The 14180-nt window shown below is 70.5% G+C and carries 12 protein-coding genes; 2 read left to right on the top strand and 10 right to left on the bottom strand.

Annotation, left to right across the window (positions count from 1 at the left end):
• Window positions 1–25: 25 nt before the first annotated feature.
• From glmS to GTY67_RS10585, 3 genes are all read right to left on the bottom strand, one after another.
• On the bottom strand, window positions 26–1855 hold the full coding sequence (gene glmS / locus GTY67_RS10595) for a glutamine--fructose-6-phosphate transaminase (isomerizing) (protein WP_161278495.1): 1830 nt from the start codon (window positions 1853–1855) through the stop codon (window positions 26–28).
• An 84-nt stretch (window positions 1856–1939) separates the two neighbouring features.
• A complete protein-coding gene (locus GTY67_RS10590; protein WP_003968990.1) occupies window positions 1940–2215 on the bottom strand; it encodes a hypothetical protein in 276 nt (91 codons plus the stop codon).
• Between the two features lie 130 nt (window positions 2216–2345).
• Window positions 2346–3224, bottom strand: coding sequence for a DUF4429 domain-containing protein (locus tag GTY67_RS10585; RefSeq protein ID WP_161278494.1), 879 nt, complete (start codon window positions 3222–3224; stop codon window positions 2346–2348).
• Between the two features lie 239 nt (window positions 3225–3463).
• Between GTY67_RS10585 and GTY67_RS10580 the strand changes: the two genes are divergently transcribed.
• On the top strand, window positions 3464–5014 hold the full coding sequence (locus GTY67_RS10580; protein WP_343238745.1) for a beta-N-acetylhexosaminidase: 1551 nt from the start codon (window positions 3464–3466) through the stop codon (window positions 5012–5014).
• A 59-nt stretch (window positions 5015–5073) separates the two neighbouring features.
• Here the strand turns inward: GTY67_RS10580 and GTY67_RS10575 are convergent, their stop codons facing one another.
• From GTY67_RS10575 to GTY67_RS10545, 7 genes are all read right to left on the bottom strand, one after another.
• Window positions 5074–6852, bottom strand: a complete 1779-nt coding sequence (locus GTY67_RS10575) for an IucA/IucC family siderophore biosynthesis protein (RefSeq protein WP_161278493.1) — start codon at window positions 6850–6852, stop codon at window positions 5074–5076.
• The gene (locus GTY67_RS10570) at window positions 6849–7421 is read right to left on the bottom strand and encodes a GNAT family N-acetyltransferase (RefSeq protein ID WP_093688535.1); all 573 of its coding nucleotides are present in this window, start codon (window positions 7419–7421) and stop codon (window positions 6849–6851) included. Before GTY67_RS10570 ends, GTY67_RS10575 begins: the two co-directional genes overlap by 4 nt.
• Window positions 7418–8695, bottom strand: a complete 1278-nt coding sequence (locus tag GTY67_RS10565) for a lysine N(6)-hydroxylase/L-ornithine N(5)-oxygenase family protein (RefSeq protein ID WP_161278492.1) — start codon at window positions 8693–8695, stop codon at window positions 7418–7420. Before GTY67_RS10565 ends, GTY67_RS10570 begins: the two co-directional genes overlap by 4 nt.
• Window positions 8679–10127: an aspartate aminotransferase family protein gene (locus tag GTY67_RS10560; protein WP_093688531.1), complete on the bottom strand. Its 1449-nt coding sequence runs from the start codon at window positions 10125–10127 to the stop codon at window positions 8679–8681. The genes GTY67_RS10565 and GTY67_RS10560 overlap by 17 nt, the downstream gene beginning before the upstream one ends.
• Window positions 10128–10276: 149 nt before the next feature.
• Window positions 10277–11140 carry a siderophore-interacting protein gene (locus GTY67_RS10555; RefSeq protein WP_161278491.1) on the bottom strand — a complete coding sequence of 288 codons (864 nt, stop codon included), beginning with the start codon at window positions 11138–11140 and terminating at the stop codon, window positions 10277–10279.
• A gap of 171 nt (window positions 11141–11311) precedes the next feature.
• Window positions 11312–11953: a GNAT family protein gene (locus tag GTY67_RS10550; RefSeq protein ID WP_161278490.1), complete on the bottom strand. Its 642-nt coding sequence runs from the start codon at window positions 11951–11953 to the stop codon at window positions 11312–11314.
• Window positions 11950–13401, bottom strand: a complete 1452-nt coding sequence (locus GTY67_RS10545; protein WP_161280030.1) for an MFS transporter — start codon at window positions 13399–13401, stop codon at window positions 11950–11952. The genes GTY67_RS10550 and GTY67_RS10545 overlap by 4 nt, the downstream gene beginning before the upstream one ends.
• 222 nt (window positions 13402–13623) lie before the next feature.
• On the opposite strand from GTY67_RS10545, the gene GTY67_RS10540 reads away from it, so the two are divergent.
• Window positions 13624–14076: a helix-turn-helix domain-containing protein gene (locus tag GTY67_RS10540; RefSeq protein WP_161278489.1), complete on the top strand. Its 453-nt coding sequence runs from the start codon at window positions 13624–13626 to the stop codon at window positions 14074–14076.
• Window positions 14077–14180: the final 104 nt, after the last annotated feature.

Here is a 14180-nt window from a genome sequence, read left to right as displayed (position 1 = left end):
GCCCAACTCGCTGACGTACTGCCGACTACTCGACCGTGACCGACTTCGCCAGGTTGCGCGGCTTGTCGATGTCCCGGCCCATCGCCAGGGCCGTGTGGTACGCGAAGAGCTGGAGCGGGATGCCCATCAGGATCGGGTCCAGCTCGTTCTCGTTCTTCGGTACGACGATGGTGTGGTCGGCCTTCTCCTGGACCTGGTGCGCCACGGCGAGGATCCGGCCGCTGCGCGCCTTGATCTCCTCCATCGCGGCCCGGTTCTTCTCCAGCAGGTCGTCGTCCGGCACGATCGCCACGGTCGGCATCGCGGGCTCGATCAGCGCGAGCGGGCCGTGCTTCAGCTCGGAGGCCGGGTAGGCCTCGGCGTGGATGTACGAGACCTCCTTGAGCTTCAGCGAGGCCTCACGGGCCACCGGGTAGCCGCGCACCCGGCCGATGAACATCATCGACTTGGCGTCCGCGTACTCCGCCGCCAGCCGCTTGATCTCGTCCTCGCCCGCCAGGATCTCGCTGATCTGCTCCGGGAGCTTCCGCAGCCCGTCGATGATCCGCTTGCCGTCGGCCACCGACAGGTCGCGGATGCGGCCCAGGTGCAGGGCGAGCAGCGCGAAGGCGACCACGGTGTTGGTGAAGCACTTGGTGGAGACCACGCAGACCTCCGGGCCCGCGTGGACGTACGTACCGCCGTCGGCCTCCCGGGCGATCGCGGAGCCGACCACGTTGACCACACCGAGAACGCGGGCGCCCTTGCGCTTCAGCTCCTGCACGGCGGCCAGCACGTCGTACGTCTCACCCGACTGGGAGACCGCCACGTACAGGGTGTCGGGGTCGACGACCGGGTTGCGGTAGCGGAACTCGGAGGCCGGCTCGGCGTCGGCGGGGATACGGGCCAGCTCCTCGATCAGCTGGGCGCCGATCTGGCCCGCGTGGTACGAGGTGCCGCAGCCGAGGATCTTGATCCGGCGCACCCCGCGCGCCTCACGGGCGTCCAGGTTGAGGCCGCCCAGGTGCACGGTGGAGAACCGGTCGTCGATCCGGCCGCGCAGCACGCGGTCCACGGCGTCGGCCTGCTCGGAGATCTCCTTGTGCATGTACGTGTCGTGGCCGCCCATGTCGTACGACTCGGCCTCCCACTCCACGGTGGTCGGCGTGGCCGTCGTGGTCGACCCCTCCGTGGTGTACGTACGGAAGTCGTCGGCCTTCAGGGTGGCCATCTCGCCGTCGTCCAGCGTGACGACCTGGCGGGTGTGGGCGACCAGGGCGGCGACGTCGGAGGCGACGAACATCTCCTTCTCGCCGATGCCGAGGACGACCGGGGAGCCGTTGCGGGCGACCACGATGCGGTCGTTGAAGTCGGCGTGCATGACGGCGATGCCGTACGTGCCCTCGACGTGGCGCAGCGCCTCGCGGACCTTCTCCTCCAGGGTGTCCGCCTGGGCGCGGGCGATCAGGTGGACCAGCACCTCGGTGTCGGTCTCGGAGAGGAAGACGACGCCGTCGGCGGTGAGCTTGGCGCGCAGCTCGGAGGCGTTGTCGACGATCCCGTTGTGGACGACGGCGACCTTGTTCTCCGCGTCCAGGTGCGGGTGGGCGTTCTCGTCGCTGGGGGCGCCGTGGGTGGCCCAGCGGGTGTGCGCGATGCCGGTGGTGCCGGCGAACCGCTTGGGGACCTTGGCCTCCAGCTCACGGACCCGGCCCTTGGCCTTGACCATCTTCAGCGTGCCGGGCTTGCCCGCGGCCGTCTTGCCGGTGATGACGATGCCGGCGGAGTCGTACCCCCGGTACTCCAGCCGCTGCAAGCCTTCCAGCAGCAGCGGTGCAACATCACGCTTTCCGATATATCCGACGATCCCGCACATGGATTCTCTGCCCCTCCTCGACGTACACGTACCTGCCTGCGCTCGGCGCCCCGCACGGGCGCCCGGTGATCCGCCGCAGCGGGATCAGCCGTAGACGATGCGGCGCAGCTGGCGGAGCGAGAGCTCCGGCGGCGCCACGGCGCGGTGCGGCAGCTCGGCCGCGATCCGCTCGAAGATCTCCGTGTTGACCAGGCCGCCGGACTGCAGTTCGCGGTGGCGGCGCCGGACGAAGTCGTCGGTGCTCTCGTCGAAGTACGCCAGCACGTCGAGGATCACCCGGGCGGCCTCGCCGCGCTGGAGCGCGGTGGAGCGTACGAGGTGGTCGATGAGGTCGTCGTGCGACGAGCGGCGTTCAAGCACCCGTCGATATTGCGTGCCGGGACGCACTTACGCAAGAAATCTGCCCGATATCGGGCAGGAGGCACCCGGGAGGGTGCTCGAAACGGTTACATCCGGCTCACGGTCGGCTCACATCCGCCCCCGGCTCGGCTCACATCCGGCTCAGGATCGCCTGCTTCGCCGTGCTGAACTCCTCGTCCGTGAGGACCCCGGCCCGGTGCAGCTCGCCCAGCTCCCGCAGCCGCCGCAGCAGTACGTCGTGGTCGTCGGCGGGCGGTGCGGGCGCGGGCGCCTTGGTGAGGGCCGGGGGCCCGGCGGGCGCGTCCACGGCCGTACGGGCCTGCGGCAGCCGGGCCAGCACCGCCGCCGCGACCACGACCGCCGTGTACTCCTTCTTGGACATCCCCCACAGCTCCAGGGAGTACGGGTCGTACTTCGGCGGCGCCGAGACCGGCCCGTCCACCGGCTCGAACCGCAGATAGCCGTTCTCCAGGCCTATCGCGGGCAGCCAGCGCACCCCCGCGATCCGCGAGAGCGGGAAGACCGCCGGGCCGCTCGCGTTCTTGGACTCCTCGGCCTTCCAGTTCCAGATGAGCCGTACGGTCTCGCCGTCGAAGGACGCCGTGCCGTCGCCGCCTCCGCCGGAGACCGGCAGCGAGGGCCCCGGCAGCAGAAAGCGGTCCACCGGGCCGTCGGGGACCTGTTCGATCAGCAGCGCGTTGCGGACCTCGTCGACGAAATACTCCGCCACCCCCGTGCGGTCCTTCTCCACGGTCAGGACGTACGGGTCGGCGCCGTCCTTGAGGCGCCCGTCGGCGGCCCGCAGCACCGGGCAGGCACCGCCGCGCAGCCGGAGCCGCAGCCGGCCGCCCTTGCGCTCCGGCTCGAACGAGATGCCCGCCAAGGCCTGTACGGGGAAGGCCAGTTCACCCAGCGCCAGCCGGAGCGGATGCGCCTTGCCGCCCGGCACGATGCGCACCGTCTCCCCGTCGAACGTCCACGTTCCGTCGCGCTGGATGATTTCCGCCATGGCCGCGATTCTGCCAGCCGCGCGTAGGGGAGCGGGCCCGGTCCTTGACCCGTACACGGCTCCGCGATACGGATGGTCGGCGTTCGGTTGCCCCGAGATCCACAGGTAGGACCCGTCGAAGGGACAGGCTTGTGCGACAGCGACGTACGACCCGGCAGCAGGCTCCACGCGGCAAGGCCCCACGCTCCCCGGCCCCGGACAGACGCCTCCCCAGGCTCCTCGCCACCCTGCTGATCGTCGTGGCGGCCGCCCTCTCCTCCACCGCCGCGACCTCCTCCGTGGCCGCCGCCTCCGCACCCCGCCCCCTCGGACAGCTGGTGCCCGTCCCCGCGAAGGTGGTGCCGGGCGGCTCCCCGTACGCCATCACCGCCGCGACCCCGATCCGGGTGCCCGGCCACTCCGCCGAGGTGCGGCGGATCGGGACGTACCTGGCGGAGCTGCTGCGCCCCGCCACCGGCTACGCCCTGCCCGTCACCGGCCGGCCGGGCCCCGGCGGCATCCGGCTGGAGCTGGGCGCCCGGGACCGGTCCCTCGGCGAGGAGGGGTACCGGCTGCGCTCCACGCCCGGCGCGCTCACCATCACCGCCCGCGCCCCGGCCGGGCTCTTCCACGGCGTCCAGACCCTGCGCCAGCTCCTCCCGGACCGGGTGGAGGCCGACAGCCGCCGCGCGGGGCCCTGGAAGGTCGCGGGCGGCACCATCACGGACGCGCCGCGCTACGGCTACCGGGGCGCGATGCTGGACGTCTCGCGCCACTTCTTCACCGTCGCCGAGGTCAAGCGGTACATCGACCAGCTCGCCCTCTACAAGGTCAACAAGCTGCACCTGCACCTCTCCGACGACCAGGGCTGGCGCATCGCCATCGACTCCTGGCCCCGGCTCGCCACGTACGGCGGCTCCACCGAGGTCGGCGGCGGGCCGGGCGGGTACTACACCAAGGCGCAGTACCGCGAGATCGTCCGGTACGCCGCCTCCCGCTATCTGGACGTCGTCCCCGAGATCGACCTGCCCGGCCACACCAACGCCGCCCTCGCCTCCTACGCCGAGCTGAACTGCGACGGGACCGCCCCGCCGCTCTACACCGGCACCGAGGTCGGCTTCAGCTCGCTGTGCGTGCCCAAGCCGGTGACGTACGACTTCGTGGACGACGTCCTGCGCGAGGTGGCCGCCCTCACCCCGGGGAAGTACCTCCACATCGGGGGCGACGAGGCGCACGCCACCAGCCATGAGGAGTACGTGGCGTTCATGGCGAAGGCCCAGGCGGTCGTCGGGAAGTACGGCAAGACGGTGATGGGCTGGCACCAGCTGACCGGCGCGGTGCCGGTGAAGGGGGCGGTGGCGCAGTACTGGGGCTACGACCGCACGGGCGCCGCCGAGCGGCAGCAGGTGGCGGACGCGGCGAAGGGCGGCACCCGGCTGGTGCTCTCCCCGGCCGACCGGGTCTACCTCGACATGAAGTACACCAAGGACACGAAGCTGGGCCTCAGTTGGGCCGGGCTGGTAGAGGTGAAGAGGTCGTACGACTGGGATCCGGCGGCCTACCTCGAAGGCGCCCCGCCCGAGGCCGTCCTCGGGGTCGAGGCGCCGGTCTGGACCGAGACGCTGACGAACAGCGCGGAGATCGAGGCGATGGCCTTCCCCCGGCTGCTGGGCGCCGCCGAGATCGGCTGGTCACCGGCGGCGGCCCGCGACTGGGAGACGTACAAGGTGCGCCTGGCCGCGCAAGGGCCCCGGCTCACCGAGCTGGGGATCGGCTTCTACCGCTCCCCGCAGGTGGACTGGGGGCCATGAGGAAAGAGGTGAGCGCCCGGGGGACCGTCCCCGGGCGCTCACCGGCTCGTGCGGACCGCTCAGAACTTGGCGATCGGGTTCTTCAGACGCCCCACCAACTGGAGCGCTCCCGCAGGGTCGTTGAGGTCGACCATCTGCTGGTTGTTGCGCAGCTGGAGGCGGTTGAGGCAGGAGAGCGCGAACTCCGGCTCGAACAGGTCGTACTGGGCGAACTTCTCCGCGAGATACGGCACCGACTTCTGGTACTCGCGTGCGCACTCCGCGACCGTCCGCCAGAAGGTGTCCTCGTCCAGGACCCCTTCGGTGGCGAGCCCCGCGGCCAGGAAGCGGAAGAAGCAGTCGAAGACATCGGTGAAGACCGACAGCAGCTTCATGTCCTCGGGGACCTCGGCCCGGATCCGGTCGACCTTCGGCGGCAGCACCGCGTCCGGGTCCATGACCGCGATCTCCTCGGCGATGTCCTTGAAGATCGTGCGGGTGACGATGCCGTCCTCGACGACCAGGATCACGTTCTCGCCGTGCGGCATGTAGACCAGGTCGTAGGCGTAGAAGCTGTGCAGCACCGGCACCAGGTAGGCGTCCAGGTAGCGCCGCAGCCACACCTGCGGGTCGAGTCCGGACTCCTCGATGAGCGCCCCGGCCACCGAGCGGCCCTCGTGGTCGGTGTGGACCAGGGAGGCCATCGTGGCGACCCGCTCGCCCGGCTCCAGACCCGCCACGGGGCTCTCGCGCCAGAGGGCGGCCAGCATCTTCAGATACGGGGAGCCCTTGGCGGTGGCCGCCTCGTAACTCCGGTGGTGGTAGCCGATCGCGGCCCGCTCCCGGATGATCGAGAACCGGGCGGCGGTCAGCAGGCTGTCGCGTTCGATGAGCCCGGCCAGCCAGTCGTTGATGGCCGGCGTGGCCTCCATGTAGGCGGCGGAGAGGCCGCGCATGAAGCCCATGTTCAGGACGGAGAGGGCCGTCTTGACGTAGTGCTTCTCGGGGTGGTCGGTGTTGAAGAACGTACGGATCGACTGCTGGGCCAGGTAGCCGTCCTCGCCCTCGCCGAGCACCACCAGATGGCGCTCGGCCAGCTCACCGGCGAAGGTCACGGCAAGCTTGTTCCACCACTGCCAGGGGTGGACGGGCAGCAGGAAGTACGCCTCCGGGTCCAGGCCGAGCGAGCGCAGGGTGGCGGCGAACCGCTCCCGGGTCGCCTCGCTCAGCTCGCTCTCGACCAGCGTGTCGTAGTCGAGACCGGCGCCCGCGGTGAAGGTGGCCCGGTCGCGGCGGGCGGCCAGCCACACCAGCCGGATCGGGGAGGCGGCCTCGGGGGCGTACGCACGGTACTCGTCGACCCCGAAACCGAGCCGGCCGTTGTTGGCCACGAAACAGGGGTGACCCTCGGTCATCCCGGTCTCGATGGCCTGGAAACCGGCGGCGACGAGCTGCCGGGAAGTGGCCGGTTCCTTGGTGAGTTTGTAGGCGGTTCCGGCCAGGGTGGAGGAGACCTCCTCCAGGTAGACCGGCAGGATGTCCTCGGTCAGCCCGAGAGCCACCCGCAGTTCGATGAAGAACTCCAGCGCGTCGAGAGGAACTTCGGAGCCGTGCCGGTGGCGCGTGATCGACTCGGCCTCGATCTGCCAGTGGTCCAGCGCGAAGAGGCGTGCGGTGAAACGGTACTCCGTCCCCGCGTCGTCGCTACGGAGGGTGTAGCAGTCCTCGCCGAGCGGAACGGGGGTCAGCAGCCGTTCGTGGCTGAATTCCGCCAGTGCTTTGCGGACCAGCAGTCGGTTTGCGGTGGCCCAGCGGCCCGGGGAGAGGTGGGCGACGCTGTCGGTGAGGGCGGTCGTCATCGGTCGGTTCCTCCGGTTGCTGCTTCGAACTGCTCGCGGGTGCAGGCGCTGAGCAGTGCGTCCTTCTCCGGTTTGGCGATCTCCCGCAGGACCTCGAAGCCGACGGCCTTGTTGAGGGCCTGGACGGCGCTGTTGGTCACATCGGGCTCCACGACGACCCGGCGCACCGACGGGTCGGCGAAGAGGAACTCCATCACGGCGGTGATCACGGCCCGGGTGAAGCCGTGCACCGGGGTGTCGGTCGGCGCGACCAGGAAGTGCATCCCGACATCGCCGGGCTCCGCCTCGTACAGCCCCTTCAACTCGACCTCGGTGGGGTCGTACCTCTCGATCAGGAACGCGGGCTCGCCGTCGTGCAGGCCGATGAACGCGTCGTGGTGCGGGTGGGCGGCGATCGCCATGTACTCCCGCTCCACATCCTGGAGTTTCGCCCCGCCCATCAGCCAGAACGCGGCTTTGGGGTGGGTCACCCAGCTGTGCACCAGCTCGGCGTCGGAGGCGGGGTCCAGCGGACGAACGGTGAACTCGCCCAGTTTTCCGGGGGATTTGTCGCTGTGGGGGCGGCTCATATCGCGAACTCCTGGAAGGCGATGGACTTCTCGACCGGGTAGTGCTCACGGCCGAGCAGCTCGCCGATGATGTACGCGTTGCGGTAGGCGCCCATGCCCAGGTCGGGCGAGGTGATCGAGTGGGTGTGCACCCCGGCGTTCTGGAGGAAGATCCCGCGCCCGGTGGTGTCGATGCTGTAGTTGCGGGCCACGTCGAAGCGGCCCCGGCTGTCGTGGCGCAGCCGGCCCTGGACGGGCGCCAGGAAGGCGGGCGCCTCGTAGCGGTAGCCGGTGGCGAGGATGAGCCCCTCGGTGGTGAGCTCGTACTCCTTGCCCTGCTCCTCCTGGCGCAGCCCCAGGCTGTACGCGCCGCCCTCCTCGTCGTAACGCGCGCTGATCAGCGCCGAGTTGGTGAGCAGCCGGGTCGGGACCGGGCCGGGCAGGTTCTTCTGGTAGAGCAGGTCGAAGATCGCGTCGATCAGCTCCCCGTCGATGCCCTTGAACAGCCCCTTCTGCCCGGTCTCCAGCCGGTAGCGGGTCTCCTCGGGCAGCGCGTGGAAGTAGTCGATGTACTCCGGGGAGGTCATCTCCAGCGTCAGCTTGGTGTACTCCAGCGGGAAGAACCGGGGGGAGCGGGTGACCCAGTTGAGCCGGTAGCCGTACGTGTCGATCTCGGAGAGCAGGTCGTAGTAGATCTCCGCCGCGCTCTGCCCGCTGCCGACCAGGGTGATCGACTTCTTCTTCTGGAGCTCGGCTTTCCCCTCCAGATAACGGGAGTTGTGCAGGAAGTCGCCGCCGAGGCCGTGGCACGCCTCGGGGATGTACGGCGGGGTTCCGGTGCCGAGGACCAGATGGCGGGAGCGCAGGACGGTCCCGGCGGCGGTCGTCACGGTGTAGAGCTCGCTGCCCTCGTCGTACGTCACCGCCTCGACGGTCTCGTTGAACCGGATGCTGCTCAGTTTGGCGGCGGCCCAGCGGCAGTAGTCGTTGTACTCGGTCCGCAGCGGGTAGAAGTTCTCCCGGATGTAGAACGAGTAGAGCCTGCCGCGCTCTTTGAGGTAGTTGAGGAACGAGTACGGCGAGGTCGGGTCGGCCATGGTGACCAGGTCCGACATGAACGGCGTCTGGAGATGCGCCCCTTCGAGGAACATCCCGGAGTGCCACTCGAAGTCCGGCTTGGACTCCAGGAAGACACCGTTCAGTTCGCCGATCGGCTCGGTCAGACAGGCCAGTCCGAGATTGAACGGGCCGAGCCCGATCCCGATGAAGTCGTGGGGGTCAGGAAGCGCGGTCAAGGGAGTCTCCCAGGTACTTCTCGGCGTGGCCGGAGATCAGGTCGAGGACCGCGGCGATGTCGTCCACGGTCGTTTCGGGGTTGAGCAGGGTGAACTTCAGGTACTGGCGGGCGCCGACCTTGGTGCCCGCGACGATCGCCTCGCCGGAGGCGAACAGCGCCTTGCGGGCGTAGAGGTTGGCGCGGTCGATGTCGTCCGGGGAGGTGACACCGGAGGGGATGTAGCGGAAGACGAGCGTGGAGAGCTGCGGCTGGACCACCACGTCGAAGCGCGGGTCGGCGGCGAGCAGCTTCCATCCTTCGGCGGCCAGGTCGCAGACCTCGTCGAACAGCTCGCCGATACCGTCGGCGCCCATCACGCGCAGCGTCATCCACAGCTTGAGCGCGTCGAACCGGCGGGTTGTCTGGAGGGACTTGTCGACCTGGTTGGGTATCCGCTCCTCGGCCATCCGGCGCGGGTTCAGATACTCCGCGTGGTACGTGGCGTGGCGCAGGGTCGCCCGGTCGCGGACCAGGATCGCCGACGAACTCACGGGCTGGAAGAAGGACTTGTGGTAGTCCACGGTGACCGAATCGGCGTGCGCGATGCCTTCGAGGAGCCCGCGCCGCGCGCGTGATGCCAGCAGCCCGCAGCCGTACGCGGCGTCGACGTGCATCCAGGTGGCGAACTGCTCGCAGAGCGCGGCGATCTCGGGCAGCGGGTCGATGGAGCCGAAGTCCGTGGTCCCGGCGGTCGCGACGACGGCCATGGGCACGGAGCCTTCGGCGACGCAACTCTCCAGGGCGTGGGCGAGGGCCACGGCCTGCATGCGCTTGTTGCTGTCGACGGGGATCGCGACGACCGCGTCCGGGCCGAGGCCGAGCAGTTTGGCGGACTTCTGCACGCTGAAGTGGCTGCACTCGGAGGTGAAGATCCGCAACCGGGTGTAGTGCTCGGGCCGGATCTTCGCCTCCTCGCGGGCCAGCAGCAGGGCCTGGAGGTTGGACTGCGTACCGCCGCTGGTGAAGATGCCGTCGGCGGCCGGTCCGAAGCCGATCCGCTCGGTGGTCCAGTCGATCAGCCGGCGCTCTATGAGGGTGCCGCCCGCGCTCTGGTCCCAGGTGTCCAGGGAGGAGTTGACGGCGGAGAGCACCGCCTCGCCGAGGACGGCGGGGATGACGACTGGGCAGTTGAGGTGGCCCAGGTAGCGGGGGTGGTGGAAGTAGACGGCGTCGCGGAGGTAGACCTCGCCGAGCTCGTCTAGGGCGGCGGTGGCGTCGCCCAGCGGCCGGTCGAGGTCGATCGCGTCGACGACGGTGGAGAGCTCGTCGACACCGACCCCGCTGAAGGGACGCTCGGTGGCGGCGAGTTTGGCCGCGACCCGTTCCACTCCTGCGGTGACGGTACGCCGGTAGTGCTCCGCAGTCGTGTTGTTGAGCAGGTGCGAACGCATGAAGGGGTCCTCCCGGGTGAGGGGAACTTCATCGCGTCCCTCCGGGCAGGAAAAAAGGGGGGACGAGGGACGCGATGTCGAAGTGAGGTTAGCCTAACCTAACTCGATCACCGGTTGCCCCCCGCCCCCCGGCGCCCGCGCCTGGGGGGCTACTCCTCGGCCCCGGCCCGCGCGATCGCCTCGGCCCGCAGCTGCTCCTCGCTGAGCCCGCGCCGCCAGTACCCGACGAAGGTGACCCGCTTGCGGTCGAAGCCGCGCTCCTGGACCAGGTGGCGGCGGAGCGCCCGCACCTCGGAGGACTCGCCCGCGATCCAGACGTACGGGGTGCCCTCGGGCAGCTCGGCACCGCGCACGGCCTCCACGGCGGGCAGGGCGCCCTCGCTCCGGACGAGCCAGCTGATCCGGGCCTTGGCGGCGGTGTTGAGGGCCTGCCGGTCCTCCGTCTTCGGCACCTCCAGCCAGACCCGGGCGGGCGTGCCCGGGGGCAGCCACTCCAGGGCGGCGGACGCGGCCGGCAGGGCCGTCTCGTCGGCCCAGATGAGGACCCAGTCGGTGTCCGCCGGCGGCCGGAACCGTACGGAGGTGTTGTCCTCGACGGCGGGCCCCAGCACCTTGAGCCGGTCGCCCGCCGCGGCCGTGAGCGCCCACCGGGAGGCCGGACCGCCGTCACCGTGGAGGGCGAAGTCGATGTCCACCTCGGTGGAGCCGTCGGCCTTCACGCGCTGGGCCCGCACGGTGTACGACCGCATCACCGCCCGTACGTCCTCGGGCAGCGCCCGCCATTTCGGGTACCAGGCCCCGTCCTCACCCTCCGGCACCACGGCCTCGCTCTGCCCCGGGTGCGGCAGGAAGATCGACAGGCTCTGGTCACGCCCCCCGGCCCGGAACCCCTCGGCCCCGGGCCCGCCCAGGGTGATCCGGAGCATGGAGGGGCCGAGCCGCCTGACCCGTAGAACGGTCAGGTCGAAGAACCGGAACGGGGCTACTTGGGGAACGGCGGCAGTCGTCGTCAACGAGGGCTCCTCCGGAACGGGCAGGAGCGACGGGCGGACGGGCCCGGCTCCGGCGAGGGCAGTCCGAAGGAAGGTTAGCCTAACCTTGCTAGGCGGTCACGGTGTCGGGCGGGGCCGGGGGCAGCGCCTCACCCCCGGCCCCGCCCTTGCGGAGCCCCGCCCCCGCCGGTTCTACGCCCCGAAGTCGGCCCGGCAGGCGTCGAGGCCCTCCACGGTGACGTCGACACTGCGGTGCTTCTCCCACCCGGCCCGGTCCAGCCGCAGCCGCTGAAAGGTGGCGGCCTCCCCGCGGACCACCTGGACCTGGAGGCCGTCGGGCTCGTACCCGAGCCGCCGCGAGACGCCGAGCGAACGGGCGTTGTCCGTCCTGGCCTCGGAGACGGCGTACCGGGCGCCGAGCCCCTCGAAGGCCAGATGGAGGGCGGCGGCCCGCATCTCCGTGCCGATGCCCTGCCCCTGGTGGGGGAGGCCGAGCCACGACCCGGTCACCACTTCGCGCCGTACGCCGAACTCCTGGCCCATCACGTCCTGCCGCCCCACGACCTTGCCCTCGTGGAGGACGGCCAGGGAGAGGTGCCACTCCTGGACCGTCCACCCGGCGATGGTGCCCAGCACGTGCTGGTAGGTGGCCCGGCCGACCTCGTCGGGCTCGCCGTCGGTCCACGGTACGAGGAACGGCATCCGGTCCGGGGTGTGCACCCCGCCCGCCCCGACCGAGGCCAGCTCGTCGAGGAGGTCCCCGTCGGGCAGGCGCAGTTCGAGGCGGGGGGTACGGATCCGGAGGCCGTGGAGGGGCCAGTGTCGGTGGTTCATGCAGGGACTTTGCCGGAGGGCAGGTCGGATTGTCGAACGGATTCCGGGGCGGCGCGGGACGGGTCGCCGGGCCCCGCATTCGGCCTTCCGGCCCGGCGGCGCAGCCCGAAGGCGCCGACGGCGGTGGCGGTCAGGGCGGCGGCCAGCGGGACGACGAGCGCCGCCCGGTAGCCGTCGAGGAGGGCGGCCGCCGAAGTCCCGTCGGTGGCCGCGATGTTGACGGCGGCGACGGAGGACAGGCCGAGCGCGGCGCCGAACTGGAAGGAGGTGTGGAGCAGCCCGCCCGCGACGCCCTGTTCGGCCTCCGCGATGCCGTCGGTGGCCGTGATCGTCAGCGGACCGTACGCCAGCGAGAAGGCCACGCCGAGCAGGACCAGGCTCGGGAGCATCGCGAGATAGGCCCAGTCGGCGGTGAGCGGCAGGAACAGCGCGTACGCCAGGGAGGCGAGGAGCAGCCCGCCGAAGATGACGCGTGCGTTGCCGAACCGGGCCACCAGCTTCGGGGTGAGGAGCGGGGACAGGACCGCGTCCAGGCCGATGACGATCAAGGCGAGGCTCGTCCGGAGGGGCGACCAGCCCCGCAGCTCCTGGAGATAGAGCACGGCGATGAACTGGAACCCGAAGAAGCCCGCGGCGAAGAGCAGCCCCGACACATTGGCGCGGACCAGCGGCCCGTTACGGAAGAGGCCCAGGCGTACCAGGGGCGAGGCCGAGCGGCGTTCGATGAGGGCGAACGCGAGGAAGAGCAGGAGCGCGGTACCGATCGTGCCGGTCGTCCAGGCGGCCGAGGCGTGCGTGACCCGCTCCACGCCGAGGACGAGGAGCAGGATCCCGCCGGTGACGGTGACCGCTCCCGCCAGGTCGACGCCCTGCCCGGTGCGGTCAGGGCGCGGCGACTTCGGGACGAGCCGCAGCGCGGCGAGAAGGATGAGGGCGGAGAGGATGACCGGGGCGAAGAACACCCAGCGCCAGTCGACGGCGGAGAGCAGCCCGCCGACGACCAGGCCGATGGAGAAACCGCCCGCCGCGGTGCCGGAGTGGACGAGCAGGGCCTTGTTGCGCTGCGGCCCCTCCGGAAAGCCGGTGGTGATGATCGACAGGCCGGCCGGAGTCATGAAGGCGGCGGAGACACCCGTCACGAACCGGGCGAGGATCAGCATCCACCCTTCGGCGGCCAGCCCGCCGAGTCCGGAGAAGAGCAGGAAGACCACGAGCCAGAGGAGGAACATCCGCCGCCGCTCGAACAGGTCGGCCGCCCGTCCGCCCAGCAGCATGAAGCCGCCGTAGCCGAGGACGTACGCGCTCATCACCCACTGGAGGGTGCCGGTGGAGAGCCCCAGGTCGGCGCGGATCGCGGGCATGGCCACGTTCGGCATGGCCACGTCGATGCCTTCGAGGAAGATCGCCCCGCAGAGCACGAACAGCACGCCCCACGCGCGCCCGGTCATACGGGTGGAGGTGCCGGTGCTCGAAAGGGGTGGTGATGTGGACACGGGGCTTCTCCTGGGGAGGGGAACGGGGAACGGGCAGGGCGAACCACCGCAACGGCGGTTCGTGGAAGGGGGTTTGAGGGAGCAGGTCCTCAATGCATGCGAAAGGAAGCAGAGTTACCGAAGTGCTGGTCGGTTCCCTCTTGTAACCACTCGAAGCATGCGGCACGCTGAGGGACCATGGAAGAAGGCACTTTGAAGTCACCGGGTAACTGCGGCGATACCGGAGTCGAGCAGGACTTCGACATCAGCAACTGGGATGTCCGCGAGGGCTGCGAGGTGCGCCAGATCCTCGACCGCGTCGCGGACAAGTGGTCGCTGCTCGCCATAGCGCACCTGGAGCGCCGGACGCTGCGCTTCTCCGAGCTGCGCCGCCTGATCGACGGCATCAGCCAGCGGATGCTCACGGTGACCCTGCGCCAGCTCGAACGCGACGGCCTGGTGCGGCGTACGGTCTACCCGGTCGTCCCGCCGCGCGTGGAGTACGAGCTCACGCCGATGGGCGCGACCCTGCACGCGACGATCCGGTCCCTGGTCGACTGGACCGAGGGCCACCAGCAGGAGATCGCGAGGGCGCGCGCGGAGTACGACAGCCGCCAGGTCGCGGAGGCGGAGGCCGCCGCCTCCGGGTGACGTCTTCGGGACGGGCGTTGTTGGCCAGGTCTTCCCATCGGGGCCCTCCAGGGGAAAACTGTGCCGAGCACTGTGGTGCCCGCGCCCGGACGGGGGTCGGACAA

This window comes from Streptomyces sp. SID8374, from assembly GCF_009865135.1.
Lineage (GTDB): Bacteria > Actinomycetota > Actinomycetes > Streptomycetales > Streptomycetaceae > Streptomyces.
This window is presented reverse-complemented; position numbering and strand designations above follow the sequence as displayed.